We start from the raw sequence: 26,271 nt of genomic DNA, 5'->3' as shown, positions 1-26,271 counted from the left end.
CCTGTGTGTCTGCCCAGACTGCTCAATCTCACCAAACAGACACAGCCGGTCCTGCACGCAGATGGTAATAAAATACAAACCAGCCTTGCTGTAATCATAGCCCTTTAACCGAATGGATCGGCGGTGGTGGATCTGGGGATTGTAGGCCATAGGCTGTTATTGGAGCGATTGAATTCCCTAACAATAACAGCCCGCAAAAAAATTCTCGGATGTGTCTATTTCATGCATTCAGCGTAGGGGCAGACCTGTGTGTCTGCCCAGACCTAGGTAGGGGCAGACACATAGGTCTGCCCCTACGGGGAATCATTCATCGAATTGATCCCCTGTTCGTTCAGGCGTGCCAGATGATCCTTCATCGCCTGCACCTGTTCGATGGGGTGGCCCTGCCAGAGGGTCACTTCCCCTACCACCTTAAAAGGATGGGTGGATCGATACGATTTTGTCGGATTGCCCGGAAAGCGTTTATCGGTCAGGTCAGGATCGTCTTCGATCGGACCGGTTGGCTCTACCAGGTAGATTCGTTCCCGTCCACTACCCGCAGCCAGTTCGGCACCCCAGATGGCCGCATCCAGTGTGGCTGTTAGAAAAATATAAGGTGCATTTTTTCTTTGACCGTAGTTTGAAATATACCCGGCTTTGATCTGATCGCCAATCTTTAAGTCGGCCCTGCTGCCATGAAAATAGGTCTGGGCAAACGGGCTGGCCGCCGGCCCCTGGACTTGGTTTTCGGCCTTAGGTTTCTTCATACCGATGGGGTTGTTTGCTATATGAAGCTACACATCTAGGCGGAAGGATGCAACGGCCGAATGGCTAGAAGACGCTGTTGGGTGATTTTTGTAGCATCAAACAATTGCTTTGGCCACTCCTACAGCACCAGCAACCCACTCTCCCGCAGATCCTGCGCCTGCTGGCTGTGCCAGAAATGCTCCCAGGGGCCAAGCTGGTGCTCGGAAAAGCTTTCCTGCAACTGCTGATAGGTCCAGACGGTGGGGGCATCCGGTGTGAGCTGAGGCAGGAGGGCCAGCAGCCAGTCGCCCCAGTCCTGGCGGAGGGTAAGCTGCAATTCGTGCTTTTTGTTGGCAAAGCGCAACTCGGCCACCGCTACTTCTTTTCCCTTTTTCTTTTTGCTGCTGTAGCGCACCTGCGGCTGGTTGCCCAGCCAGATGATCTTGGAGGTAGGCTTCAGGGGAGTGGCTTCTTCCAGGGCCAGCAGCTGCTGGATAAGGGCAGGGGCTACCGTGCTGCGGGGCACTTTAAAGGAAAACCACTTTTGCAGCGGAAAATCAAAGCAAAGGCCGTGCATGTAGTTAAAGAGCGCCTTTTTGAGGCCCTCGCTGAAGAGCTCATGATCGGCCCCGCTTGGGTCCAGGTGGTAAATGTCGTTGTTGGCGAAGGTGCCCACCGCTTCGGTTACTTTTATGGCGCCAAAGAGGGCCGGGTTGAGGCCAATGGGGCTGTGAGCCGTCATGGCAAACTGGTGCCAGAAGCCCGACTGCACAATGCCCTGCTCAAAGAGCTGGCGCACCACCTCCAGCGAATCAATGGTTTCCTGTGCGGTCTGGGTTGGAAATCCGTACATCAGGTAGGCATGCACCATAATGCCGGCGCCCGTCAGGTTTTCGCAGACCTTTGCCACCTGCGCAATGGTGACCCCCTTCTTAATAAGGGCCAGCAGACGGTCGGAGGCCACCTCCAGCCCGCCGGATATGGCAATGCAGCCCGATTCCTTCAGCAGGCGGCACAGATCGGCGGTAAAGCTCTTTTCAAAGCGGATGTTGGTCCACCAGACCACCGTCAGCTCCCGGCGCAGGATCTCCAGGGCCAGCTCCCGCAAAAGGGCCGGGGGAGCAGCCTCGTCCACAAAATGAAAGCCGTTCTGGCCCGTCTGGGCAATGATCTCCTCCATGCGGTCGCAGAGCAGGGCGGCCGTCATGGGTTCGTAGCGCTTGATGTAGTCCAGCGAAATATCACAGAAGGTGCACTTGCCCCAGTAGCAGCCGTGGGCAAGCGTAAGCTTGTTCCAACGCCCATCGCTCCAGAGGCGGTGCATGGGGTTGGCAATCTCAATCACCGAGAGGTAGCGGTGCAGCGGAAAATCAGAATAGTCGGGCGTGCCAACCTCCCGCTGGGGGTAGTCCCGCTCAGGGCTACCATTGTGGTACACGACCTTTCCCACTGTAAGGGCAAAGGTGCGCTTGAGTTGCGAAAGGGGGCGCTGCCCCTCCAGATGTTCGATCAGGTGATAGATGGGCGCTTCGCCATCGTCCAGGCAAATAAAATCCAGATAATCGAACACCCGGGCATCGGAGAGGGAGCGCAGCTCGGTATTGGCAAAGCCGCCACCCATCACAATTTTGATGTGGGGGTGATTAAGCCTGAGCCACTGCCCGCACTTAAGCCCACTGTAGAGGTTGCCGGGAAAGGGAATGGACAGGGCAACCAGCGTGGGTTTTTCCCGCTCCACTCGTTGCTGCAGCAGGCGCAGGGTAATGCCATCAATATAGCTGTCGGGTTTTTGCAGTTCGCCCTGCAGTTCATCAAAAGAATTGGCTGAGCGGCCCAGGCGTTCGGCATATCGGCTAAAGCCAAAGTGGGGGTCCAGGGCCTCTACGATCAGGTCGGAGAGGTCTTCCAGGTAGAGAGTAGCCAGGTGGCGGGCTTTGTCGCGGGTGCCCATGCTGCCAAAGGCCCACTCCAGATCATCGAGCTGGGCAAAGCGGCTGGCCTCGGGCAGGTAGGTGCCTTCGCAGATAACATGGCCAAGGGTGGGGTTGCCATCCTGCAGGTACACCATCACCTGGTCAATGGTCTTGAGGTAGTCCCGCTTCAGGGCCAGAATACGCCGGGCATTTTCTGATAGGGTGAGGTTTCTGGCTTCGATCTCGGCAAATACTCCTTTCAACCCCCTGGATGAGAAGATCTCCAGAATCACCTCTATGCCCAGATCGGCCTGATAGCTGGGCACCCCTTTGGTATTGAGGAAGCCCTTTAGGTAGGCAGTGGCCGGATAGGGGGTATTCAGCTGGGTAAAAGGGGGGGTGATCAGGAGCAGTTTCTGGCGCAAGGGGGTACTCGGGTTTTTGCTAGTGCTGTAACGGGCAAAAGTAAGCGGAAAGTTCAGGGAATGCTAATGGAGGGGGTAGCAGGTAGTGAATAGCAGCCGCCCAATCCTCCAGGGCTTTCAAAACCTTGGAGGATGTATCAAAGCTGGCCCTAGCGGAAAAAGCGGTTTACCCGTGTCAGCTCGGTGCGGTACTGGCTTAGCAAGTCACTTTTGGAGATAAATCCAATGATCTTGTCATCGCGCATCACGGGCAGGTACCAGCGCTCCAGCTTATCAAACTTGGCCAGCACCTCCGAGGCCGGCTCGTTGATGTCCACTACCACATCGGGGGCATGCATCAGGTCCCGGGCCAGCAGGCTATCATAGCGGGTGGTGTCGCTGAGCCTGGCCCGAATATCGTTGAGGGTGATCACCCCCACCAGCTGTCCCTGCGCATTCTGCACCTGCAGAATATCCCGGTTGGTGCGGGAAAAAGCCTCCAGGATCTGCCGGAAGGTGGCCTCCTCCTGTACCGGCAGGCCATCGGACTCGGTGAGCTGCCGCACCGTCAACTGGTTAAGCAAAATGCGGTCTACCCGTTTGGCACTGGCCCGGTAGCTGGGCTGGGTAACCCCCTGGCTGAGGTTTTCCTTGTAATACTTCAAAAAGTAGGAGACGGCGCACACCAGCATCAGGGGGACAAAGAGCTGGTAGCTTTGGGTGATCTCGGCCACCAAAAAGATGGCTGTAACCGGTGCATTCATGATGCAGGCAAAGACCGAGGCCATGCCCAGAAAAATGTAGGTGGCCGGATTCAGGTCCAGGAAGGGAAAGAGCAGCATCACCACCTTGAAGTAGAAATAGCCCAGAAGCCCGCCGGTAATGAGCGAAGGCGCAAAGTAGCCACCCTCGCCGCCTGAATTCACGCAGATGCCTGTACTGACAGGCTTGGCCAGCGCCACCAGAAAAAAAAATAGCAGGCTGAACCAGGCCGAGCGGGGCAGCAGCGCCAGGGGGGAGTTCTGGAAAAGGGAGGCTTCTTCGCCATTGAGCAGGGCGTTGATGCTTACATAGCCCTCGCCGTACATAGGGGGCAGCAGGTAAATGATGGAGCCCAACACCAGGCCGCCCACCAGCGCCCGCACATAGGGGCTGCGAATGCGCGCAAACAGCTCACTGCAGTAGCGATAGGTTTTGAGCAGGTACACCGACATGAACATACCCAGCACCCCCAGCCCGATGATCAGGGGAATCTGCTCATAGGAGAAATCGGCAAGGGGAACACCAAAGCGCAGCTGCTCGCCCATGATAAACTCAAAGAGGATCTTGCCGGTAGCCGCCGATACCAGCAGCGGTATGAGCAGCGTGGGGGTGAATTCAGGCAGAATGGTTTCCAGCGCAAAGATAAAGCCTCCCATGGGGGCATTGTAGACAGCCGAGATGCCCGCCGCTACCCCGCAACCGATCAGCAGCGTACGCAGCCGGTAGCCCAGGCCCAGAAAGCGCCCTACATTGGAGCCCACAGCTGAGCCGCTGGTGATAATGGCGGCCTCTACGCCCGAGCTGCCCCCAAAGCCAATGGTGAGGCCCGTAGTAATAAATTTGGAATAGATGAGCCGGAAACGGATCACCGAGGAGTGCTGCTCAATGGCCTCTACCACATGCTTGGTGCCACTAAAATAGGCCGTGCTGGTAAAGGCGGTGCGGTTCAGGAATGTTACCAGTAGAAAGCCGATGAGCGGCAGCAGAAAATAAAGCAGCGAGGGGGCAAAGTATACGGCGTAGATCTCAAAATAGTGAATGATGGTCTTGATGAGGATGGCCGACAGCCCTACGATCAGGCCCACGACCACACTAAGCACAAACGGCATGATCCGGTTGTTGGATTGCTTTTTTCGCCAGCGCAGAAAAGCCAGTTGTATTTTGTTGGGTCTGGTCATAATGTGCCTGATGCCAATGGGCACAGCATACCCTAAGGTAGCAATTTTCCCCAATCAGCCCCTCTCATCCTGCAGATAATGCTGTATACCCACCGTTAAGGGGGCAGATTATAGTCTGTTGGGGGATCTCCTTGTCAGGAAAGCACAGATGGCCCTGCTGCTTACCCCAGGCATCAGACAGTTTATACCAGCAGTGCCCGGGCGTGGGGTAGGGCGCTAGTCCTTGCCAAGGGGGCTATAAGTCTGAAGCGGGCGCACCTTTTGAGCGGTTTTTTAGTGCTTTTCGGCGTGGGTGTAGCCACAGGGGGTGCCGGGGGAGGCGCTACCTGTTTAAAGGAATAGTGTTTCTGCAGCAGGTAGCTCACCACAATGCCAATGCCCGTAACCACCACTTTGGCCGGGGTGGGATAAAAGGCAAACGTTTCAACAAACAGCTTCAGAAGTACATAATGCAGCCCCAGGTTGAGCATTACCACCGAAAAATAGCGGATCAGCTGGGTGCGTCCGGCCAGGGCCGAGTGCGGAAAGGCCACATGCCGCATGAGCAAAAAAGCCAGTGGGAAACAGATGCAAAACGAAATGATAAAGGCGGCAATGTAAGGACTTACCGCCAGGCCAAAAGGCAGGTGAATGATCTGCTTCTGTACTATGTAATGGTAGGCAATGAAGAACATGAGAATATCCATGGCCACATTGATCCCGCCGCATGCCAGGTAGCGGTAGGTCTGTATGTCCATGAAACGCTTAAAAATCGGATAAAACGGATCGATCAGTCGTTCTACAGTTCTTCTCAATGTCACCATACTAACTCATGCCAGAAGCTTTTCGGTAGCTCATCACCCTAAAAAAATCGCTACACATTATTTTAGATAGTAAAAAAGTAGTGGCAGCACAGGCTCTTGCCCCAGTGCCTGTCCGGTTCAGAAAACGAGGGACTTCCTTCCGGGGTTTCTTCAGTAGTACTTTATTTTGGAAATAAAAGGGGGCTGCGCTTATCCCCGGCCGCCCCTGCGCCCACCGCCGGAGGAGCGTTTTACCTTGCCGGGCTTGCTCTTGCCAATGCGCGGACCGCCTTTTGCCGGTCCGGCCGCTTGTGGCCTGCCTCCCGATCTGCCGCCGGAAGGGGGGGCGGATGCTGGGCGGCCACCCGGCTTACTGCCGGTACGTTTTGGAGCAGGCCGGCGGGCAGTACCTTCTTCTCCCCAGCCATCACCCCCTGATCTGCCGGCCGGGCGCATGCTTTTTCTGGCTTTGGGCTTTGTTTCTCCGCTGTAGTCAGACGACGAATTCTGGATAAGGCGAAACATCTCGTCCATTTCTTCAGGGCTAAGCTCCCGCCAGTCACCCTGGGGCAAGCCCTTCAGGCTGATGTGCATGATGCGCACCCGCTCCAGCTTTAGCACCTCATAGCCAAAATGCTCGCACATGCGCCTGATCTGCCGGTTGAGGCCCTGCACCAGGGTAATGCGGAAGATAAAGGGGCTTTCTTTCTCAACCTTGCACTTTTTGGTGACTTCGCCCAGCATGGGTACCCCATTGGCCATGCCGCTGATAAACTCGGGGGTGATGGCCTTGTCTACCGTTACCAGGTATTCCTTTTCATGGTTGTTGCCGGCCCGCAGGATCTTGTTCACCAGGTCGCCGTTGTTGGTCAGGAAAATAAGCCCCTGAGAATCCTTATCAAGCCGGCCGATGGGGAAGATGCGTTCGGTATGGTTCACATAATCCACAATATTGCCCCGCACGCCGGCTTCGGTGGTGCTGGTAATGCCCACAGGTTTGTTAAAGGCCAGCACAAAGAGCTCTTCGGCCTTTTTGGGCGCAATGGCATGGCCATTTACCATTACCTTATCGCCAGGCTTTACCTGGTCGCCAATGCCGGCGCGCCGGCCGTTCAGAAACACCTGGCCCTGCTCAATGTAGCGGTCGGCCTCCCGGCGGGAGCACAGGCCGCTTTCGCTGATGTATTTGTTAAGACGGGTGGTGCTGCTAAATGGCATAGGCGTAAAGGGTTGGCAACTAGGGGGGAGCAGGCACCTACCCACACCACCCAGCGGCAAAGATAGGCAGATTCGTTAGCTTTTGCAGGCCTTGTCAGGGAGGGCTGCGTTATTATACACTGCTGATTATACGGCAGCGGTGTGGAATACCCTTTGGGTAGCCCGGAATCAGAGGCTGAAATGCAGATTTTGTAACATCATTCTAAAAAATCAGGAGCTTTGCTTACCTTTCCCCAATATCTCCCCAACGCGCATGATGCAAAAGAACAATCCTACGGTCTTGAATGCCTGGTGCTCCTACGATTGGGCCAACTCGGTGTATAACCTGATCGTTACTACGGCCATCTTTCCCATCTACTACAGTGCCGCTACCCGGCAGGCTTTTGGTGGGGAGGAGGTGCAGTTCTTTGGCCTTACCATCAAAAACACAGTACTCTACACCTATGCCATCTCCTTTTCCTTTTTCCTGATCGTGCTGCTCTCGCCCCTGCTCTCCGGCATTGCGGATTATAGCGGGCGCAAAAAGCGCTTCATGCAGTTCTTTACCTACATGGGGGCTACGGCCTGTATTGGGCTGTACTTCTTTCATGGCAGCAACATTGAGTGGGGCATTCTCTGTGCCGTGCTGGCCTCGGTGGGCTATGCCGGATCGCTGGTGTTTTACAACGGCTTTCTGCCCGAGATTGCCACTGCCGATCGTATGGACCGCATTAGCGCCCGGGGTTTTTCCTTTGGCTATGTGGGAAGTGTGATTCTGCTGCTGATCACCCTGGGGCTGCTCTTGCATCCGGAGGTATTTGGCTTTGGCTCCGGCGATGCGGGCGTTACCAGCGCCACCCGCTTTGGGTTTTTACTGGTAGGGGTCTGGTGGGTGGGCTTTGCCCAGATTGCCTTTTATCATCTGAAGGACCGCCCTACCGGCCTGAAGCTGGGGGGCGAAGTGCTGGGCAAGGGCTTTCAGGAGATCCGCAAGGTGCTGCGGGCGCTGCGGGGGCAGCTTAGTACGTTGCGTTTTCTGCTGTCGTTTTTCTTTTACAGCATGGGGGTGCAGACCGTAATGCTGCTGGCGCCGCTGTTTGGCGAGTCGGAAGTGGGCATCTCCGGTGATGAGATGATTCTGGTGGTGCTGATCCTGCAGGTGCTGGCCATAGCAGGTGCGCTCTTTTTTGCCTGGACCTCGGGCCGGCGGGGAAATGGGTTTGCCATCAGCAGCACCCTGCTAATCTGGATGGGCATCTGTGTGCTGGGGTATCTGCTGCAGGATAAGCTGAGCTTTTACGGGCTGGCTGGCCTGCTGGGCTTTGTGATGGGGGGTATTCAGGCAGTGTCCCGCTCTACCTACTCCAAACTGATTCCCGAAGGCACCAAAGATACAGCCTCCTACTTCAGCTTTTATGATATCACCGAGAAACTGGCCATTGTACTGGGCACCTTTTCGTACGGCCTCATCGAGCAGCTTACCGGCAGCATGCGCAACAGCATGCTGTTTATGACCTTGTTCTTTCTGGCCGGATTTGTCATTCTGCAAACCGCCCGGCTGCAAAAGTCGGGCAAGCCCCTGGCCGCAGCCAATTCCTGATCCTGATGCACCTGAAGATGAAAATCAGCATACTCCTTTTGAACCTTGGCCTGCTGCTGTGCAGCCTGTTGGCCGGCTGTGGCCGTCGAGACGATCCGCAGCGCATTATTGATGCAGCTATTGAGGCCCACGGGGGCAGCCGCTTTAACGAGCTTGAGATGGCCTTTGATTTCCGAAAACACCACTATACCTACCAGCGGCAGGGCGGCCTGTTTCGCTATACCCGGGAGATTACCGACAGCAGCGGCCATGTGCTGGATGTGCTCAGCAATGCTGGATTTACGCGCCTGATCAATGGCGATACCGTTTCCCTGCCAGAAGAGCGGGCGCAGGCCTTTACCAATTCCGTCAATTCTGTACACTATTTTGCCATGCTGCCCTATGGGCTCAATGACGCAGCGGTACAGAAAAGCTATGTTGCCGAAACCCGTCTGAAGGGGGAGCCCTATCATCTGATCCGGGTGCGCTTTGCCCAGGAGGGGGGTGGGGTAGATCATGAAGACGAGTTCCTGTACTGGATCCATACCGAAACGCACACCATGGATTACCTGGCCTATAGTTACCAGACCGAAGGGGGCGGCATGCGCTTTCGGGAAGCCTTTAACCAGCGGGAGCTGGGCGGCATTCGCCTGCAGGATTACCGTAATTACAAACCCAAAGGGGAGGGAGTACCCCTGGATAGCCTTGGTAGCCTTTGGGATGCGGGTAGGCTGGAACTGCTCTCCGAGATCAGGCTGTTGAATGTACAGGTAACCGGCTTCCAATAGAGCTACCGGCCCCTGTGCCTGGCTCTTTGTGAAAGCCGGACCACCCTGCAGAAGCCGGGTCCTAAATTCTATTCAAAAAAATACCGATATTCCTGATAACGTAAGCGGACCAACTATACCTATGCTGTATACCCTTTTGAAAAGCCTGCTTCGGGCAGCTGTCTGGGTTTTTTACAAAGAAATACAGGTCCAGGGCCGGGAGCTGTTGCCGCAAAAAGGCCCCCTGCTCCTGGCTGTGAATCATCCCAACACCTTTATGGACCCCATAGTAGTGGCGCTTCTGCTGCGGCAGCGTACTGGCTTTCTGGCCAATGGGGGCATCTTCGCCAATGCTTTTCTGAAGTGGATCTTCGCCAGGCTGCACCTGATTCCGGTATACCGGCCACAGGATGTGAAGGTGGGCGAACCCATTGATAACAGTAAAACCTTCCAGAAAAGCGCAGACTACCTGCTGAAAGGGGGAACCATCATGATCTTTCCGGAAGGCAGCAGTGTGAATGAAATGAAACTGCGCAAACTCAAGACCGGCACTGCCCGCATAGCTCTGGAAACGGCTGCCAGGCAACACTTTACGTCCGGACTGCTCATTTCTCCGGTATCCCTTACCTATTCAGATCCTACACGCTTTCACAGCCGGCTGTACATAGGTGTAGGCGAGCCTCTTGCAGTAGACCCTTATGCGGCCGCGTACGCAGCCGATCCGGTAGCGGCTGTTCAGGCCCTCACCGAGCAGTTGCGCATGCGGCTGCAGCAAAACATGCTGGAGCTGGACACCCGTGAAGAAGAGCTGCTGCACCGCCGCATCAGCAGGCTGTACCGGGAGCAACTGATGCAGGAGGGCGAGCCCACCGGGGGGGAGGCGCCTTTCGGCTTCAGCAACAGGTGGCCCGGGCCATTGCCCACTATAGGGAGCAGCTGCCGGAAGCCTATGCACGCATCCGGCAGAAGACCAACCGCTATTTTGAGCTGGTAGACAGGGCTGAATTAAAGGAAGGATTTTTTGCGCAGGGCTTCAATCGCTTTCGCAAGCTGGGGCTGCTGCTGGGCTGGGGGCTCCTGGTGCTGCTGCTGAGCCCCCTCTACCTGCTGGGTCTGCTCACTAACTGGCTGCCCTACCGGCTACCGGCCGCCATAGCCGGATGGCTGGGCACCGATATTGAATACCGGGCGGGCATTATGATGCTCAGCGGCTTGCTGCTTTTCCCCCTTTACTATGCCACCATGGGCTGGCTGTTTCATCAGTTGGTAGCGCCTCCGGCTGTAGGTATGCTGCTGTTTGTGCTGAGCCTGCCCCTGCTGGGCTACTTCACCCTCTGGTACTGGCAGGCCCTGGCCACACTCTGGAGCCTGCTGCGTTACCTGCGGCTCCGCCTCTTTAAACAGGCGCTGCTCCACACCCTAGCGGCGCTCAGAAAAGAGGTGCAGCTGGAAATAGCCGGAGCGGCTGCCCTAATGGCTTCCCAACCATCGTCACCCTCAAACTAACTGTCCGCAATTCTATCCAAAGGCGGGCCGGGAGGCCTGCCTTTAGCCTGTTTAACCCTCAGGAATAGGCTAAAGTACGCCGGCCTGATAACGGTAAGGACCCAGGATGCCTTCATTTTATGTTCAGACATGGATATACTGTGGCTTTCGGCATTTTTGCGCTATTTTTGCGGGCACTGACATTAGACAAATTCTGCTATACATGAAAAAATTAGTTATTCTTTGTTTGTTGATGCCCCTGCTGCAGCCAGATGCTCTTGCCTGGGGACAAAATGGCCACCGTGTGGTGGGGCATGTGGCGCAGGAAAACCTAAGCCGCAAAGCCGAGAAAAAGATCATGGCGCTTCTGGGCAACAATTCTCTCTCTGAGGTATCGGTTTGGATGGACGATATCAAATCTGATGCACGCTACGACCATACCCACGACTGGCACTGGGTAACCATACCCGATGGGCAAACCTATGCCCAGACCGAAAAGAATGAAAAAGGCGATATCCTGATGAAGATTCAGGAACTGGTAGTCAGCCTGAAAGGGGGTAGCCTGAACCGGCAAGAGGAGCAGGAAGCTCTCAAATACCTTGTTCACCTGGTAGGGGACCTGCACCAGCCCCTGCATGTAGGGGGTGGCGATGATAAAGGCGGCAACGATGTGCGGGTAGACTGGTTTGGCCGCAACTCCAACCTGCACCGCGTATGGGATAGCGAGATGATCGAAAGCAAGCAGCTAAGCTTTACCGAGCTCTCGCACTACCTGAACAAACCCAGCAAGGCCCAGATCAAAGCCTGGCAGTCCAGCTCGGTAGAAGCCTGGGCCATGGAATCCATGGGACTGCGCTCTATTGTTTATGATCTGCCCGAAAACAAGAAGCTGGGCTATAGCTATATGTACAAAAACTGGGACACAGTAGAAACCCGCCTGCTGCAGGCCGGTATTCGCCTGGCCGGCCTCCTGAACGAGATCTATGGCTGATTGTCCTACATCTGACATACAAAAAGGCGCCTCTGGGCGCCTTTTTTGGTTTTTGTACAAAGCTCTTAGGGGATATGCCAAAGGGAGACTTACTGCTTAAAATTGCCCCGGTCTACCTCATGGATAAAGCGGATGAGGCCGGCAAAATAGGTTTGCTGATCATCATACATGGCACAGTGGCTGCCCTCAGGGCAGTGCAGGTAACGTCCTTGCTGCACCTGGGTAGCCATCCACTCCATATGTTTGGGGTCCATGGTATCGTGGGCGCCGCCAATGGTGAGAGTAGGCACCTGGATGGAGGGCAGGTCGGCGGTGCGGTCCCATTCCTTCAGACGGGCATCGCCGGTAATGCCAAATTCGCTATAGCCCTGCATCAGCACATAAATCGTGGGGTTCAGGTGTTTGAACATGCGGTTGGCCGGCTCGGGCCACTCTTCTACGGGCATGCGCAGCACATGTTTGGTATAAAAATGAGGCATGAGGAGTTCCATGTAGCGGGGGTTGTCAAAATCCTGCCGGGCTTCCATCTCCTTAAGTTCTGCCAATACCTGGGGGTCCATTTGCGGGGCCAGTACCTCGGCGGCATATTCATTGTAGGCCGGCACACTGGCCATCATGTTTGAGATGATCATGCCCTTGAGGTGCTGCTGGTATTTAAGGGCATATTCCAGGGCCAGGATGCCACCCCAGGAATGACCCAGCAGGTAAAAATTGTCTTTGTTGAGCCCCAGCGCCTGGCGTACCTGCTCTACCTCTTCTACAAAGCGCTCGGTTTGCCAGAGGCTGCTGTCCTGGGGCTGATCACTGTAGTAGGAACCCAGCTGATCATAATAGTAGTACTCGATCCCCTCCTGCGGCAGAAAACTATCAAAACATTCAAACAGCTCATGCGTACCGCCCGGGCCGCCGTGCAGCAGGAGCAGCTTTTTGGTAGGGTTGTTGCCCACCCGCTTGGTCCAGACCTTGAACGTACCAGAGGGGGTCTGGATATCGATCATCCGCACCCCGCCGGTCTGCAGCTTGCCTGGCTCGGGCGTTTGCAGGTAGTCATTGGACGGGGCCACACCCAGGGGTTCGGAGGTGTTGCAGGCGAGTATAAAAAGGGCTATCAGAGCCGTAAGAAGGGTAGCTGATTTCATAGGAATAAGGTTGAAGATTGCGGTGTTGGGTTCTAATTGTTGGTGGGAGGTGCTTCAGGTGAACTGGCTTGCTCCTTTTTAGGGAGCTATACCGCTTGCATGCACCTGGCTGAAACGGTACTGCCCATTTTTCTGGATGCTGTAGTGGAGTGCCTGGCGGCTGGCCATAAAGAGATCATGTCCTTCTTTCAGGTTCTTCCAGAATAGCAGCAGCTCCGGCTGCGCCTGGTAGCGGGCCTGCAGGCGGGCAAAGCCCTCCTTATCCAGCCGGGAGGGGAAAAAATAGACCGGCAGGCTGCGCTGTCCGTTGGCGCGGGCTTCTACGGCCAGCACATACAGCTCGGCCATCAGGGGGTCGGTGAGGGGCAGGCAGCCAATGGTGCTGCAGCCGCCATGGATAAAGATGTCTCCTCCCAGGTTGGCATGCGGGCTTATGGCCTTATCCGAGGCATTGGGGTAGTTGATGCCCAGTGAAAGAAAATAGTTGCTAACCGGGTTAAAACGGTCAATCTCGTAGAAGCCTTCGGGAATCTGCCGGTCGCCCGACTGCCGCTTGGGGCCGCTGATGCCGGATGTGGCGCAGATGGGGTAGGTCTTCAGTTTCTGATAAACCGGGGAATCCTGGTCCCGTACCCATAGTTCCAGTTCTTTTTCTTCCTTAAACGCAATCAGGAGTATCTGCATCCGCTCCAGGCTGGTGCCGGCCTGCAGCACATCCTGGCGCAGCCGGGGTTCATAGCTGGTGTAGGCTTCCCGTACCCGGCTAAACTTTAACTGTTCTTCCTTAAAGCTCTGTCTGGGGAGCAGGTAGGTATGCGCCAGCAACAACACGAACATCGCCAATAGGGTCTTCATGATGGGTAGCAGGTTAAGCCAATTTTTTTAGCCAGCAGGGAGGAGTAGGGTTAGTTAGAAGAGATGAGCTTGCCTAAGCTACACTATTAATATGACTTTTTAAAGAAATGTGCACAATTTTCTAAGGTCTTTCCCGGCTGAAGGTAAATGTGTACCAGTCAGGCACTGGAGCAAGGCATCTGAGTACACCAGCGATGCATCTGCAAAAGAGGGTAACCGGCCATTCTGCGTAGGAGTGGCGGTTCTTCTTATTTGTCCGGTACATTGCAAAGGGTGGTGTTATACCCCTAGACCTACTCAAGTCGGGAATGCATCCTACCTCTCCTGAGCGTGTGGTGCATAGCCATTCTCACCTACTTGAGAGTGCACTTACCTTTGGTAGCTGTTGAAGAGGGAGAATAGGTGGGTGAACATACAAAAGGGGTACCGTTGGGTACCCCTTAAGCAGTAGTGGTTGGTAGATGCGCTTACTGACCTGCTTTGATCAGCGTAGCGGGTGCCAGTTTAGCATCTTGTTGGTCTTTGTCGGGGTACACCAGTGTCATTTCTTCTACCAGGTGGCCAGCGCCGGCAAATTTATCGATGATAAAGAGCACATAGCGGATGTCAACATTGATGCAGCGCTGCAGCTGGGGCTCAAAGGCAATATCGCCGCTCATGGCTTCCCAGTTGCCGTCAAAAGCTACCCCAATCAGGTGGCCTTTTCCATCAAGTACCGGGCTGCCCGAGTTGCCGCCGGTGATGTCATTGTTGGTGATAAAGGCTACGGGCAGCTCGCCCTGGCTGTTGGCGTAGGGGCCCCAGTCTTTTCTGGCATACAGCTCATCCAGCTTGGGGGGTACCGCAAATTCCGGATCGCTGTTATCCTTTTTCTGCATCACGCCTTCCATGGTGGTGTAGTAGGAATAGATCACACCATCGCGGGGCGCATAGCTACCCACAGTGCCATAGGTCAGGCGCATGGTGGAGTTGGCATTGGGGTAGAATTTGCGATCGGGCTGCATCTGGCGCAGGCCCTGTACAAACAGGCGGTTGCCCTTTTCCCGCTGTGCCTGTATGGGCTGCATGCGGGGGTAGATCTCCTTATTGTACTTGTTGATGATGGAGCTGGCGGCGGCAAAGGCCGGGTCGGCCTGTAGTTTTTTCAGCTCTGGTTTTTGCAAAAAGGCCAGTGTGGCAGCCTCGGAGGCAAACATGGATTTGGCAAAAACATCGGCCGCCCACTTGACAAAGTTGCCTTTGTACTTTTTCTCCACCTGCTGGAAGATCTCAGGATGGTCTTTTTTGGGAACATCCTGGTAATAGAGGCGCAGCAGATGCTCCATTACCTTACGGTCGGTGGGGGCATTGTAGTCCTTAAAGTGGCTGCTGGTACGCTCCTGCAGGCTTGCTATAAGGCTGGCAATACGCGCCTGATCGGTTTCTGTGCTCATCAGGGCTGTCTCCAGACTGCGGAAGGTGTTGGCAAAGCGAATGATCTCGGTACCCAGGGCAGCCTCTGCCAGGTAGAGGTAGCTCAGGTTGGCCTCGTAGCTCTGCTCGTAGGATTGCTGTACCAGGGGGAGGGCTTCGGCCCACTGCTTTTTACGGTCCTCGCTGGCATTTACCCAAGTGGTGAATTCCTGCTCCAGGGTTTCTTTTTTAGAAAGCACATCCAGGTTTTCCAGTCCCTTGCTCTGGCCAATGAAGTACTTCCAGTAGTTGGCTACGCTGGCGTACTTGCTGGCATACTTGATGCGGACATCCTTGTTCTTGTCCATATCTTCCTTGAGCAGTTTGAGGCGCAGGTCCCGGATCTTCACCCGCGTGGGGTTGGTTTGCTCCAGGGCCTGCTTTACGCCATAGGAGGTCAGGTACCGATCGGTGCTGCCGGGATAGCCAAAGACCATGGCAAAATCGCCCTCCTGTACCCCCTGCAGCGATACGGGCAGGTGGTGCTTGGGCTTGAGGGGTACGTTTTCGGCTGCATAGGGGGCCGGCTTGCCATCGGGGGCGCTATAGACCCGGAATAAGGCAAAATCGCCCGTGTGGCGGGGCCACATCCAGTTGTCGGTATCGCCGCCGTATTTGCCGATGCTTTCTGGCGGTGCGCCTACAAGTCGCACATCGGTGAAGGTTTCATACACGAAAAGATAGAACTCATTTCCGTGGAAGAAGTCCCGCACCACCACATCGTAATGGCTGTTGCCTTTGGCCTGCTCCGAAAGGGTTTTGGTAACGGCTGCTATGGCGGCTGCGCGCTCTTCTTCGCTCATGCCTTCCTTAACAGCTGCCAGCACCTGCTGGCTTACATCTTCCATGCGTACCAGAAAGCGGGCATAGAGCCCTTTGTTGGGCAACTCATCGGCCTTGGTTTTGGCCCAGAAGCCATCAGAGAGGTAATCCTGCTCTACCGAACTGTGTGTTTGGATGGCACCATAGGCACAGTGGTGATTGGTCAGCAGCAGACCCTGCGAGGAGATAACCTCCGCCGTACAGAAACCGCCCAGGGATACAATGGCATCCTTCAGGCTGCTCTGGTTTACACTGTAGATCTCTTCAGCAGTAAGCTGGAGGCCCATCTTTTGCATGTCGGCCTCATTGAGTCTTTTTACGAGTAGTGGCAGCCACATTCCCTCATTGGCATAGAGAGAACCCAGGCTGAGCACACCCGCAAGTACGAGTAACACTAGTCTTTTATACATAGGTGTAATTCAGAAGGTGAATCTTAGGTGTAAAGGTACTAAAACCCTCTGTTCATATTGATGAAAAATCCACGTTCCATGCGGCTATTCATCGAATATTCGAGTTGCAGTACAAAATCATAGAAACTAACGATATCCAGCCCAATGCCCGTACCCCAAACGGGCCGGTTTACCAGAAAATCATTGCCTGGCTGAGGGTTGGGCATGTGCACATAGGCTGCATCAAAGAAGATCTTGGGGTAGAGGGCCAGGGGAATTTTGCTGAACTGGTCCAGGGGCATGTGGCGGCTTATATTGTACTCTTTGTTAAGCATTTGCCATTTGAGCTCTGTTTTATTGAGCACATGATGCTGGCCTTCCAGCACATAGAGCTCCATGCCACGGACATACTTCTGGCCGTAGCCAAGCCCGTTCATCAGGTAGTAGGGCTGTTTTGGAGCCACGCTCATGCGGGTATTGAAGGTGTTGGACCAGAAGATACGCTTTGCAAGGGGAAGATGGGTGCCCAGGGTGCCATCTACCTCCAGTATGTTTACATCATCAAAAATGCCCAGGCCGGTTTTGCTGGCATAAGCACTTATGTTGAAGCCTCTGAGGGGGTAGCTGACATTATCGCGCATTTCCCGCAGAAAGCCATAGGTAAGGGTAAAGTAGCGGATGTCATTTTGCAGCTGCGGGTGAAACTCCGGATTGGAGCGCAGCACCGTATCGGCAAAGGTGTTGGCATAGAAAGAGGCGCCCAGCAGGTGGGTGTTGTAAAAGCTGGCCCTACGGGTGTAGGTCATGCTGCCGCCAAAGGTGCGGCGCATCTCCTGCCCGTTGTTGGTCAGGAAAATGCGCTTGTGGTTAAGGGTGCGCAGGGCCACGTTGTTGTTATCAAAGTAAAGCGCGCTAAAGCCCAGGCCGTTTTTGCGGCTTTTGTCGATATAGGGCATGTAATAGGCCAGGCGCAGGCTGCGGGCAAAGCCAAACTGCGCCGTTACCGACATGCGCTCGGCCCGGCCCATAAAGTTGTAATGGTTGAATTTGAGCCCATAATTCACCCGCCTCATATCCCGGTTCTGGTTGGTCCACCAGTCGTTAAAGTTGCGGTCGGCCAGGCTGAAGATGGGAACGGGCACCACATACCAGCGCTCCAGCACCTCTATCTGTACCTGTACATGGTTGTTGCCCAGGGGTACCAGCTGGGTGTGGACGGTTACAAAAAGACGGGTATTGGTAATGCGCTTGCGGTCTTCGGCCAGCAGCTCTTCCAGCTCATCGGCCGCTACCAGCTTGCCCTCGTGTAGCGACATTTCCCGGCGGATAATGTATTCCCGTGTCTTTTCATTTCCGCCAATCTGGATATCGGCTATGCGCAGCACCGGGTTGACGGCCGGGGCGTCTGCGGCCGGAACAGACAAAGCCATCTCCTGACCGGTAGCCCCTGGCCCACAAAATAAGCAGATCGTGCCTATCAGGAAAATAAAACAGGCTCTTGCTACCACGCTACGTCCGCCTTTACTTGATGTGTGTTCTATAATACTACAAAAAAACTTGCAAATTGTCCATAGGCCCACCCTTATTCCTGTCGGCTACCCCCCTAGTGCTCAAATCATGCCCCTGAATTCCTACCATATGTAAAAATTCTGGCCGCCTTCACCCCCTCTCCGCAAACGCGCTGCAGCACTCTTCGGTGTTAGCCTAACGGGATTTGGGACAGCTAAGTTTCCAAAAAAAGAGCCCTCCGGCTGGAGGGCTCCGTAGGTAGTTAAGAAACCTTCTGTTGGCTGGGTACAGGCGGTTCTTCGGATCGTTTGCGTCGCAGGCTTTGAAGGATAAAATATACCCCCGCCAGCACCAGCGGAATGCTCAGCCACTGGCCCATGTTCAGGACCATGCCCTCTTCAAAAGCTACCTGATTTTCCTTCATAAATTCCCAGATAAAGCGGAAACCGAAGAGTGTAACCAGAAAGATACCAAAGAGCAGCCCCTCGGGCGCCCGGCCTTTGTAGCGGGACCAGATGGCAAAGAGCAGGAAGAAGATAAACAGGTAGGAAGCTGCTTCATAGAGCTGGGTAGGGTGACGCGGCACCCCATTGGCTACCACCCGGGCGCTTACCACCCCGCTGCGTTGCTGCAGGCTGTAGGGCAGAGGCTCCGGGCCGGGATCGGTAAAGAAGGCTTCTCCGCGGGATTGATACCGCACCATTTGCTGAATATCGGAGCGGATATACTGAGCCGCTGCCGCCGTATCAATTCCTTTTCTGAATTCCAGCTCCAGCAGTACGGGCGCCTCAAAACGCTCGTTCCAGCGGCCGCTCTCCTCTGCCGAGGCTTCGGCACTTACAATCTGGCCCTGGCTGTTGCGAACGATGGATTCTTCCAGCCAGTGGCCAAAGACCACCCCATACTCAGGGGTTTGGGTAGGCATGCCCACAATTTCGGAGTTCATGAAGTTGCCAATGCGGATCAGGGCGCCGATAAAGGCTGTAACGATCACTACTTTATCTACCACCCAGAGGTAGGACTGGCCGGGCCGCTTGCGCTTTTTTACCTCAAATTTGCCCTTATGAAAGCGGATCAGGTAATTCACATACAGAAACAGGGCGGTAAGGATACCAATGGCAGCGCCATGGCTGGCCAGGCCGCCGCCGCGGATGTTCAGGATCTGGATAGGGTCGCTCAGGTATTTATCAGGTTCATAGAAGAACACATGCCCCAGGCGAGCGCCAATAATGGTAGCCACCACCATAAAGATGGTAAGTGTTTCCACATCCTGGGCAGGCTTGCCTTCCTGACGGTACAGATAAAACATGATCTGCTGGCCAATGAGAAAGCCAACGGCAAACATGAGCCCGTACCAGCGCACATCCAGCCCGAAAATTGAAAAGATGCTGGGATCGGGATCCCAAACGATAAAATGCAGTAACTCCATAATGGCCCACAAGTTAGGCAATTTTTGCTTTTAGGAAAGGGGAGAGTAGACAATGGACGATTGACAATGGACGATAGACAATGGAAGATAGACAATGGATCTTAGAGGATGAACATACGTCCCTGGACATCAATCATCAGACCATCATGCAGCATGTCCAGAAAGTTGTTGGTGAAAACACCAACAACAGGGGGATGTGGCAGCTGGGTACTGTTCATTTTATTTAACCGCTTTGTTGGTGTTTTCACCAACAAACCATCTGTAGCTCAGAATAGAGTTGTTGGTGAAAACACCAACAACAGGATACGTCCCCAGATTAATTATCCATCGTCCATTGTCCAATTTCCATCATCTGTTATTCCTCCTCCAGCTCTTAACCGCTTTGTTGGTGTTTTCACCAACAAACCATCTGTAGCTCAGAAGAGAGTTGTTGGTGAAAACACCAACAACAGGATAGACGATTAACTGCTTTTCCAGCTGGATGGGGGACCAATTATCCATTCACCCTCCAGCTCTTTAAGCTCCTCGGCATAGCCGCCGGAGAGGATGGGGAAGCGGCACCAGGAGCGGGGGTCTACGTTGAAATCGTCCAGGTGAAAGGCCGGGGCATAGCGCTCCCGTTTCCACTGATTGCGGCTCCAGAGGCGAAAGAACTTGATCACCCAGCCTTTTAACTTATCGGCAGGGGCCAGCTCCTGCAACTGCAGCAGGTGCAGGGTTTGCTTTGGCGAATAGCGGTCCCGGATGGCCAGGCGCTCAATGGCCACCAGTATGGCATAAGGCATCAGGTCTTCCTCATCGGTCTGGGTTTGCTCCAGCGGGCGCAGCTCGGCGCTTGGGCTAAGCCCATTTACGGGGGCCAGGCCCGGATAGTCCAGGGCCTGCTGGGCCCAGCGGAGCCAGTGGCGCACAAACTCCTTATCTACCCCGGCAATGGGCGAAATGCTGCCGCTGGTGTCGCCATCCATGGTGGCATAACCCACATCGGCTTCGGAGCGGTTAGAGGTGGTGAGCAGCAGGGCGTTGTTAAGGTTGGCCAGCATCCAGATAATGGGTGAACGGGCACGCGCCTGTATGTTCTGCAGGGCAATATCATCGCTCTGCCACGCCAGCTTGCGGCCAATGGCCTGCTCGATCTTGCCGGTGTAGGAGCGCACTTCCTCATCAATGGTCCAGTGGTAGAAGGTAGCTCCTACATCCTGGGCCAACTGTTGGGCAGAGGCAAAAGTATCGTCTGAAGAGTGTTTGGTACCCTGGTAGGCGCAGACCAGCAGCTTGCTTACGATGTAGCGCTCGGCGGCGCGCCCCTGCAGCTCCTGTTGTGCCAATTCCTCTGCCAGTGCGCCAAAGCCGGCGCGTTCTAAAAAGCGCTTGGTACCCAGCTCGGCACAGCCCCGCTTTACCATTTCCGATACCAGCACGGCGCAGGTGCTGCTATCGGCGCCGCCACTCAGCGAGAGCACAAAGCCCCTGCTGCGGCTCTTGCGCATGTAATCGAACAGGGCCAGGCTGGCGGCCTTTGCAAACTCGGTTTCCTTGTCAAGCGCATCCTGCTTAATGGGCTGAGGGGTAAAGCGGCGGTTGGCAAAGTCCACATCGGCCCAGATCATGTCTACCTCTTTGAAGGAAAGCCGGCAGCTGCGCTGTACCAGCTCGCCATGATGGGTAATAAAGCAGTCTCCATCGTAGATCATGCGGCCGGCCTCATTGCCCAGCAGGTTGGCATACACATAGGTGCAGGCATAGAGGGCGGAGGAGGTGCAGACCAGTTCTTTGCGCAGCTCGGTCTTGCACATGGCAAAGTGGCTGGCACTGGGGTTCAGGATCAGGTCTACATCTTTCTCGTGGTGGCGGATGGCTGGCCTGCTGGTTGTGCGCCAGGCATCCTCACAAATCTCAAAAGCGATTTTGATGCCATGCAGCTCATAGACCACATCACCAAAAGGAAAGGACTCGCCATGCAGCTCCACGGTCTCCTGACGGCCGGCGGGCCAGGGGCTAAACCAGCGGGTTTCGTAATGCACCCCATCGTTGGCCAGCCACTGCTTGGCGGTAATGCCCAGTATACGACCATCATGGATCAGGCAGGCACCGTTGTAGAGATCGCCCTGATAGCGGTAGGGCACCCCCAGCGCTACGGTTATGTTGCTGCACCAGCCCTTCACTTCTTCCAGTAACTGCAGGGCTTTGGTGGGCAGCCATTCGGTCAGGAATACATCCTCACAGCCATAGCCGGTCAGGCACATTTCAGGCAGCAGCAACAGCTGTACCCCCTTCTCCCGTGCTTCTTCTATAGCCAAACGGATGTTGCGCAGGTTGGCAGCCCAGTCGAAAGGGGTTGTATTAAGGGAGGCGGCTCCCAGACGTAGGTAAGTCATGGCAAAAAATATGGCGCTAATTTACGCATCTGCACCACTTATACACGCACCGCCCCTTTTTTGTTGAGGTACAGTGCCAGATTCAGCTCCGCCGGGGCAGTATAGGGTAAAGGAAAGAAGGGGGGATCAGGGTTCAAAGCCCAGGGCCGACCAGGCCTTGCGCGCTGCGTCTTTCTCGGCTTTCTTTTTGCTGGACCCCTTGCCGGTGGCCAGCGGCTCGCCATTGAGCAGGATGGTGGCCGTAAATTCCCGGCCCTGCCCGCTGGCGCCGTCCTGCACTTCAAACTGCAGCTGGCGCGCTTCCTTTTGTGCCCACTCTATGAGCAGGCTCTTGTGGTTGTGCGGGGTATTGATGAGGGTATCCAGGTGAAAGTAGGGGAGCAGCAGCCGGTTTTCGATAAAAGCTGCGCAGAAGGCATAGCCCCAGTCCAGGTAAATGGCCCCTATCAGGGCCTCCAGGGCGTTGCCAAAAATGGTGCGGTAGGATTCGCGCCGCAGGTTGTTATCAAACACCAGCAGGGCATTGAGGCCCAGCTGGCGGCCAATGTCGTTGAGCGACTCCCGGTTTACGATGCGGCTGCGCATTTCGGTCAGGAAGCCCTCATCTTTAAAGGGAAATTTGCTGAACAGGTAATCGGCCACCACGGCATTGAGCACGGCATCGCCCAGATATTCCAGGCGTTCGTTGCTGGCACGGTGGCCATTGTCAAGCGCAGGGGCAGCCGAGCTGTGCAGCATGGCCAGCTTGTAGAGATGCAAATTGCCAGGATAGCGCCCGGTAATCACATGCATGGCTTCGGCCAGCTTACGGTCGGGAGAACCAAACCGCAGGGCCCAGCTAAACATGCGCCTGTACCAGGGGGTCACTAGTCTTCTACTTTGCGGAAGATAATAGAGGCATTGTGGCCGCCAAATCCAAAGGTGTTGCTCAGGGCTACCTTTACCTCACGCGCCTGCGCTTCATTAAAGGTGAAATTGAGCTTTGGATCAAGGGCTTCGTCCGATTCAAAATGGTTGATGGTAGGCGGCACCAGGTTGTGCTGCATGGCCAGAATAGACGCAATCGATTCTATGGCGCCGGCAGCACCCAGCAGGTGGCCTGTCATGCTTTTGGTAGAGCTGATGTTAAGCTTGTAGGCATGCTCTCCAAATACGCGCTGTATGGCACGGGCCTCGCCTACATCGCCCAGGGGGGTAGAGGTACCATGTACGTTTACATAGTCTACTTCCTCGGGAGAGATGCCGGCATCTTCCAGTGCATTTTTCATAACGGCGATCACACCCAGGCCTTCCGGATGGGGGGCTGTCATGTGGTAGGCATCGGCACTCATGCCACCGCCGATGATCTCGGCATAGATCTTGGCACCGCGCTTTTTGGCGTGCTCGTATTCTTCTACCACCAGAGCACCGGCGCCTTCACCCAGTACAAAACCATCGCGGTCTTTATCAAAGGGGCGGGAGGCGGTTTTGGGGTCGTCGTTGCGCTCCGAGAGGGCTTTCATGGCGTTAAAGCCACCAATGCCGGCCTCGGTAACGGCCGCTTCGGAGCCACCGGTGATGATGATATCGGCTTTGCCCAGCCGAATGGTGTTAAAGGCATCAATAAGGGCGTGTGTAGAAGACGCACAGGCCGATACCGTTGCATAGTTTGGTCCGCGCAGTCCCCAGCGCATGGAAATGAGGCCGGCGCAAATGTCGGCGATCATTTTAGGAATGAAGAAGGGGTTGAAGCGGGGGGTGCCGTCGCCTTTGGCGAAATCGGCCACTTCGTTTTGGAAAGTAGTCAGGCCTCCTATGCCAGAGCCCCATATTACACCGGCGCGGTCCAGGTTTATTTTACCAAGATCGATGTTGGCATCTTCAAAGGCCTGTTGGGCCACGGCAATGCCATACTGGGTGAAGAGGTCCATTTTGCGGGCCTCTTTTCGATCCATAAACTGGCCGGCATCAAACCCCCGTACCTCGCAGGCAAACTTGGTTTTGAATTTTTCGGCGTCGAATTTGGTGATGGGCCCAGCGCCACTTACACCCCCGGCAAGACCCTGCCAGTAGTCCTGCACGGTGTTGCCCAGGGGAGTAAGTGCACCTAAGCCTGTTATAACAGCTCTCTTTAACTGCATAGAAGGTGGTTAGTAAACAAAGATTATTTGTTCACGTTGGCTTCCAGATAATCAACAGCCTGACCTACGGTCGAGATGTTTTCGGCTTGATCATCGGGAATAGATATGTTGAATTCTTTTTCAAACTCCATGATGAGCTCTACTGTATCCAGAGAGTCGGCACCAAGGTCGTTTGTGAAGCTCGCCTCGCGGGTTACTTCAGACTCTTCAACGCCCAACTTATCTACGATGATTTGTTTTACTTTTTGAGCGATCTCAGACATTGCTGTGAAAAATTTAGGTTAGAAATTAATCCGCTGCAAATAAATGCAGATTTTGAAATAAAAACAAACCAAGTTACGAATGTTGAAATAATTAGCCTGTTCTCCCTACAGTTAACAGGAATGTTTTGGCACGGTTTAGAAAATCAGTATCTTTCGTGCACACTGCGGCTAAAAAGAATGTGTGTCTGCTAAATCCTTTAGCTGCAAATTGTTATGAAACGAAGCCGTTTACAGGTCGACTATGAATATGATTTTACCTTGTGGGCACTGCTGAGCCCCATGCGGGAATATAAACTGGCCTGGTACCTCAATCAGCTTCTGCACATTCGGCTGGTGAAAGAAAAAGATATTGCCTTTGCTTTCACCAATCAACCCGATCTCTCCATCTCAAACTATATATTTGCTACCGAAAATTGCCTTTTGCGTCTCCTGCGCAATCGCTCCGTAAGTGAAGCGGAGCAGGCGTTTTTACTGCCCGAGCTCAAACAGTTTGATTATCTGCTGATGTTACAGGGTGAGGGGGGGCTATTTGATCATCTGGACCTGGTAGCAGTGCTGCAGAAGATCCCTACGGTAGACTTTGTAAAGCCAATTGAGGTGGAGAGCTTAAAATCTAAGGAAAATCTGATCTTTTAATATGGAACAACGAATTGCTTTTAATAAGACCAAAATTGTTGCTACGGTAGGACCCGCCTGCAATAGCCGGGAAAAACTGAAAGAACTGGCGCTGGCCGGGGTGGACGTGTTCCGCCTTAACTTCTCCCACGGCTCACATGAGGAGCACCTGCAGGTAGTGCAGTATGTACGCTCGATCAATGAGGAACTGGGTACGCACATTGCCCTTTTGCAGGACCTGCAGGGGCCCAAGATCCGTACCCGCGAGGTTGAAAATAACGGGGTGGAGCTAAAGGCAGGCCAGGAACTGGTGATCACCACCGAGCGTGTGTTGGGCAACAGTCATCTGATCTCCACCTCTTACGAGGCCATGCCGCAGGATGTAAAATCGGGCGACATGATCCTGGTAGATGATGGCAAGATTGAGCTGCGCGTGGAGCGCAGCGAGGGCAATAAGGTATTTACCCGGGTGATCTACGGCGGCATACTTAAATCCCGCAAAGGAATTAACCTGCCCATGACCGATGTATCGGCTCCTTCGCTGACTGAAAAAGACGAAGAGGACCTGGTATTTGGCATGCAAAACGACCTGGACTGGATTGCGCTTTCCTTTGTACGCACGGCCGATGATGTGCTTTCGCTGAAAGAAAAGATCCGCAAGGCCGGCAAGTACTGCAAAGTGATGGCCAAAGTAGAAAAACCCGAGGCTCTTAAGAATATTGATGCCATTATCCGCGCGGCCGATGGCATTATGGTAGCCCGTGGTGACCTGGGTGTTGAAACCCAGATGGAAGAGGTGCCCATGGTACAGAAAATGATTGTGCGCAAGTGCAATGATATAGGCAAGCCGGTGATCATTGCTACTCAAATGATGGAGAGCATGATCACCAACCCGCGCCCCACCCGAGCCGAAACCAACGACATTGCCAATGCCGTATCGGACGGGGCGGATGCCCTGATGCTCTCTGCTGAAACAGCGGCCGGCCAGTACCCCCTTGAAGTGATCAAAAGCATGGTGCGTACCATCCTCTCAGTAGAGGAAAACATGCCCAGCATCTACTTCAAACATGAGAACGTATCGGAGCAGTCGGCTACCTTCCTGAACGATTCCATTGTGCTACAGGCCTGCCGCCTGGCCAAGAAGGTAAAGGCCAATGCCATAGTAGGCATGACCAAATCGGGCTATACCGGCTACCGCATTGCCAGTCACCGGCCCAAGGCCAATGTGTTCATCTTTACCAATAACCGTCCGCTGATGTCCAGCCTTAACCTGCTGTGGGGCATCCGCTGCTTTTATTATGATAAGATGGAATCGACCGACCAGACCTTTACGGACATTACCAATTATCTGAAGGAGATGGGCTGCCTGTTTGAGGGCAACATCCTGATCCATACGGCCAGCATGCCCATACAGGCTAAGGCCCGCACCAATACCATTAAGCTTACTGTGGTTGACTAAGGGGGCTGATGCCCCTGCCTCATAAGAGACATGAATCATCCCGAATTTTTAGTGGGA

Annotated in this window: 22 protein-coding genes; 8 read left to right on the top strand and 14 right to left on the bottom strand. The window is 54.5% G+C overall.

The genetic code is table 11. From position 1 onward, the window contains the following. Positions 1–293: 293 nt before the first annotated feature. The 5 genes from arr to rluF all read right to left on the bottom strand — a co-directional run bounded on the left by arr (position 294) and on the right by rluF (position 6,983). Positions 294–746 carry an NAD(+)--rifampin ADP-ribosyltransferase gene (gene arr / locus ADICEAN_RS08635; protein WP_009195193.1) on the bottom strand — a complete coding sequence of 151 codons (453 nt, stop codon included), beginning with the start codon at positions 744–746 and terminating at the stop codon, positions 294–296. Between the two features lie 119 nt (positions 747–865). Further along, positions 866–3,064 (bottom strand): B12-binding domain-containing radical SAM protein, encoded by a 2,199-nt coding sequence (locus ADICEAN_RS08630; RefSeq protein ID WP_009195192.1) that lies wholly within the window; start codon positions 3,062–3,064, stop codon positions 866–868. Positions 3,065–3,213: 149 nt separating this feature from the next. Further along, on the bottom strand, positions 3,214–4,983 hold the full coding sequence (locus tag ADICEAN_RS08625; RefSeq protein WP_009195191.1) for a chloride channel protein: 1,770 nt from the start codon (positions 4,981–4,983) through the stop codon (positions 3,214–3,216). Positions 4,984–5,165: 182 nt separating this feature from the next. Next, entirely contained in the window at positions 5,166–5,720 is a 555-nt protein-coding gene (locus ADICEAN_RS08620) for a GtrA family protein (protein ID WP_009195190.1), read from the bottom strand. Positions 5,721–5,975: 255 nt separating this feature from the next. After that, a complete protein-coding gene (gene rluF, locus ADICEAN_RS08615; protein ID WP_009195189.1) occupies positions 5,976–6,983 on the bottom strand; it encodes a 23S rRNA pseudouridine(2604) synthase RluF in 1,008 nt (335 codons plus the stop codon). Between the two features lie 253 nt (positions 6,984–7,236). Between rluF and ADICEAN_RS08610 the strand changes: the two genes are divergently transcribed. The 5 genes from ADICEAN_RS08610 (at position 7,237) to ADICEAN_RS08590 (ending at position 11,784) form a co-directional block, all read left to right on the top strand. Beyond that, positions 7,237–8,562, top strand: a complete 1,326-nt coding sequence (locus ADICEAN_RS08610; RefSeq protein ID WP_009195188.1) for an MFS transporter — start codon at positions 7,237–7,239, stop codon at positions 8,560–8,562. 17 nt (positions 8,563–8,579) lie between these two features. Next, complete coding sequence (locus ADICEAN_RS08605) at positions 8,580–9,329, top strand: DUF6503 family protein (RefSeq protein ID WP_040396577.1); 750 nt, start codon at positions 8,580–8,582, stop codon at positions 9,327–9,329. A 121-nt stretch (positions 9,330–9,450) separates the two neighbouring features. Beyond that, complete coding sequence (locus ADICEAN_RS08600; RefSeq protein ID WP_009195186.1) at positions 9,451–10,302, top strand: 1-acyl-sn-glycerol-3-phosphate acyltransferase; 852 nt, start codon at positions 9,451–9,453, stop codon at positions 10,300–10,302. Then, the gene (locus tag ADICEAN_RS08595) at positions 10,212–10,814 is read left to right on the top strand and encodes a hypothetical protein (protein WP_040396572.1); all 603 of its coding nucleotides are present in this window, start codon (positions 10,212–10,214) and stop codon (positions 10,812–10,814) included. Before ADICEAN_RS08600 ends, ADICEAN_RS08595 begins: the two co-directional genes overlap by 91 nt. Positions 10,815–11,016: 202 nt before the next feature. Continuing rightward, on the top strand, positions 11,017–11,784 hold the full coding sequence (locus tag ADICEAN_RS08590; protein ID WP_040396571.1) for a S1/P1 nuclease: 768 nt from the start codon (positions 11,017–11,019) through the stop codon (positions 11,782–11,784). An 89-nt stretch (positions 11,785–11,873) separates the two neighbouring features. On the opposite strand, the gene ADICEAN_RS08585 is transcribed toward ADICEAN_RS08590, so the two are convergent. The 5 genes from ADICEAN_RS08585 to ADICEAN_RS08565 all read right to left on the bottom strand — a co-directional run bounded on the left by ADICEAN_RS08585 (position 11,874) and on the right by ADICEAN_RS08565 (position 19,379). Further along, the gene (locus tag ADICEAN_RS08585; RefSeq protein WP_009195183.1) at positions 11,874–12,923 is read right to left on the bottom strand and encodes a proline iminopeptidase-family hydrolase; all 1,050 of its coding nucleotides are present in this window, start codon (positions 12,921–12,923) and stop codon (positions 11,874–11,876) included. Positions 12,924–13,001: 78 nt separating this feature from the next. Beyond that, positions 13,002–13,778, bottom strand: a complete 777-nt coding sequence (locus ADICEAN_RS08580) for a L,D-transpeptidase family protein (RefSeq protein ID WP_009195182.1) — start codon at positions 13,776–13,778, stop codon at positions 13,002–13,004. Between the two features lie 467 nt (positions 13,779–14,245). After that, positions 14,246–16,462: a S46 family peptidase gene (locus tag ADICEAN_RS08575; protein ID WP_009195181.1), complete on the bottom strand. Its 2,217-nt coding sequence runs from the start codon at positions 16,460–16,462 to the stop codon at positions 14,246–14,248. A 38-nt stretch (positions 16,463–16,500) separates the two neighbouring features. Next, positions 16,501–17,871, bottom strand: coding sequence for a BamA/TamA family outer membrane protein (locus ADICEAN_RS08570; protein ID WP_009195180.1), 1,371 nt, complete (start codon positions 17,869–17,871; stop codon positions 16,501–16,503). A 341-nt stretch (positions 17,872–18,212) separates the two neighbouring features. Further along, positions 18,213–19,379 carry a prolipoprotein diacylglyceryl transferase gene (locus ADICEAN_RS08565; RefSeq protein WP_009195179.1) on the bottom strand — a complete coding sequence of 389 codons (1,167 nt, stop codon included), beginning with the start codon at positions 19,377–19,379 and terminating at the stop codon, positions 18,213–18,215. 153 nt (positions 19,380–19,532) lie between these two features. Between ADICEAN_RS08565 and ADICEAN_RS22310 the strand changes: the two genes are divergently transcribed. Then, complete coding sequence (locus ADICEAN_RS22310) at positions 19,533–19,844, top strand: hypothetical protein (RefSeq protein WP_152426360.1); 312 nt, start codon at positions 19,533–19,535, stop codon at positions 19,842–19,844. Here ADICEAN_RS22310 and nadE read toward each other — a convergent pair. The 4 genes from nadE to ADICEAN_RS08545 form a co-directional block, all read right to left on the bottom strand. Continuing rightward, on the bottom strand, positions 19,841–21,757 hold the full coding sequence (nadE, locus tag ADICEAN_RS08560; RefSeq protein ID WP_009195177.1) for an NAD(+) synthase: 1,917 nt from the start codon (positions 21,755–21,757) through the stop codon (positions 19,841–19,843). The two genes, ADICEAN_RS22310 and nadE, sit on opposite strands and share 4 nt — an antisense overlap. Before the next feature lie 126 nt (positions 21,758–21,883). Continuing rightward, on the bottom strand, positions 21,884–22,603 hold the full coding sequence (rnc, locus tag ADICEAN_RS08555; RefSeq protein ID WP_009195176.1) for a ribonuclease III: 720 nt from the start codon (positions 22,601–22,603) through the stop codon (positions 21,884–21,886). A 20-nt stretch (positions 22,604–22,623) separates the two neighbouring features. After that, complete coding sequence (fabF, locus tag ADICEAN_RS08550; protein ID WP_009195175.1) at positions 22,624–23,877, bottom strand: beta-ketoacyl-ACP synthase II; 1,254 nt, start codon at positions 23,875–23,877, stop codon at positions 22,624–22,626. A 23-nt stretch (positions 23,878–23,900) separates the two neighbouring features. Beyond that, positions 23,901–24,140, bottom strand: coding sequence for an acyl carrier protein (locus tag ADICEAN_RS08545; RefSeq protein WP_009195174.1), 240 nt, complete (start codon positions 24,138–24,140; stop codon positions 23,901–23,903). Positions 24,141–24,353: 213 nt separating this feature from the next. Here ADICEAN_RS08545 and ADICEAN_RS08540 point away from each other — a divergent pair, with 213 nt between their 5' ends. Together ADICEAN_RS08540 and pyk are read left to right on the top strand one after the other, a co-directional pair. Beyond that, positions 24,354–24,776: an IPExxxVDY family protein gene (locus ADICEAN_RS08540; protein ID WP_009195173.1), complete on the top strand. Its 423-nt coding sequence runs from the start codon at positions 24,354–24,356 to the stop codon at positions 24,774–24,776. 1 nt (position 24,777) lies between these two features. After that, positions 24,778–26,214 (top strand): pyruvate kinase, encoded by a 1,437-nt coding sequence (gene pyk / locus ADICEAN_RS08535; RefSeq protein WP_009195172.1) that lies wholly within the window; start codon positions 24,778–24,780, stop codon positions 26,212–26,214. The last annotated feature ends 57 nt before the right edge of the window (positions 26,215–26,271 follow it).

Source organism: Cesiribacter andamanensis AMV16 (assembly GCF_000348925.1).
In the GTDB taxonomy this organism is placed as follows: Bacteria; Bacteroidota; Bacteroidia; order Cytophagales; family Cyclobacteriaceae; genus Cesiribacter; species Cesiribacter andamanensis.
The sequence above is the reverse complement of the archived record's forward strand: the minus strand, read 5'-3'. Positions and strand labels throughout refer to the sequence as shown.

Bases quoted from the DNA above. Each gene is read 5' to 3' on its own strand.
- ADICEAN_RS08600 (WP_009195186.1), top strand. From the start codon at position 9,451: ATGCTGTATACCCTTTTGAAAAGCCTGCTTCGGGCAGCTGTCTGGGTT.
- nadE (WP_009195177.1), bottom strand. From the start codon at position 21,757: ATGACTTACCTACGTCTGGGAGCCGCCTCCCTTAATACAACCCCTTTC.
- ADICEAN_RS08570 (WP_009195180.1), bottom strand. From the start codon at position 17,871: ATGGCTTTGTCTGTTCCGGCCGCAGACGCCCCGGCCGTCAACCCGGTG.
- ADICEAN_RS22310 (WP_152426360.1), top strand. From the start codon at position 19,533: ATGTCCAGAAAGTTGTTGGTGAAAACACCAACAACAGGGGGATGTGGC.
- ADICEAN_RS08620 (WP_009195190.1), bottom strand. From the start codon at position 5,720: ATGGACATACAGACCTACCGCTACCTGGCATGCGGCGGGATCAATGTG.
- ADICEAN_RS08540 (WP_009195173.1), top strand. From the start codon at position 24,354: ATGAAACGAAGCCGTTTACAGGTCGACTATGAATATGATTTTACCTTG.
- ADICEAN_RS08605 (WP_040396577.1), top strand. From the start codon at position 8,580: ATGAAAATCAGCATACTCCTTTTGAACCTTGGCCTGCTGCTGTGCAGC.
- ADICEAN_RS08585 (WP_009195183.1), bottom strand. From the start codon at position 12,923: ATGAAATCAGCTACCCTTCTTACGGCTCTGATAGCCCTTTTTATACTC.
- rnc (WP_009195176.1), bottom strand. From the start codon at position 22,603: ATGTTTAGCTGGGCCCTGCGGTTTGGTTCTCCCGACCGTAAGCTGGCC.
- arr (WP_009195193.1), bottom strand. From the start codon at position 746: ATGAAGAAACCTAAGGCCGAAAACCAAGTCCAGGGGCCGGCGGCCAGC.
- pyk (WP_009195172.1), top strand. From the start codon at position 24,778: ATGGAACAACGAATTGCTTTTAATAAGACCAAAATTGTTGCTACGGTA.
- fabF (WP_009195175.1), bottom strand. From the start codon at position 23,877: ATGCAGTTAAAGAGAGCTGTTATAACAGGCTTAGGTGCACTTACTCCC.
- ADICEAN_RS08565 (WP_009195179.1), bottom strand. From the start codon at position 19,379: ATGGAGTTACTGCATTTTATCGTTTGGGATCCCGATCCCAGCATCTTT.
- ADICEAN_RS08545 (WP_009195174.1), bottom strand. From the start codon at position 24,140: ATGTCTGAGATCGCTCAAAAAGTAAAACAAATCATCGTAGATAAGTTG.
- ADICEAN_RS08590 (WP_040396571.1), top strand. From the start codon at position 11,017: ATGAAAAAATTAGTTATTCTTTGTTTGTTGATGCCCCTGCTGCAGCCA.
- ADICEAN_RS08610 (WP_009195188.1), top strand. From the start codon at position 7,237: ATGATGCAAAAGAACAATCCTACGGTCTTGAATGCCTGGTGCTCCTAC.
- ADICEAN_RS08575 (WP_009195181.1), bottom strand. From the start codon at position 16,462: ATGTATAAAAGACTAGTGTTACTCGTACTTGCGGGTGTGCTCAGCCTG.
- rluF (WP_009195189.1), bottom strand. From the start codon at position 6,983: ATGCCATTTAGCAGCACCACCCGTCTTAACAAATACATCAGCGAAAGC.
- ADICEAN_RS08580 (WP_009195182.1), bottom strand. From the start codon at position 13,778: ATGAAGACCCTATTGGCGATGTTCGTGTTGTTGCTGGCGCATACCTAC.
- ADICEAN_RS08625 (WP_009195191.1), bottom strand. From the start codon at position 4,983: ATGACCAGACCCAACAAAATACAACTGGCTTTTCTGCGCTGGCGAAAA.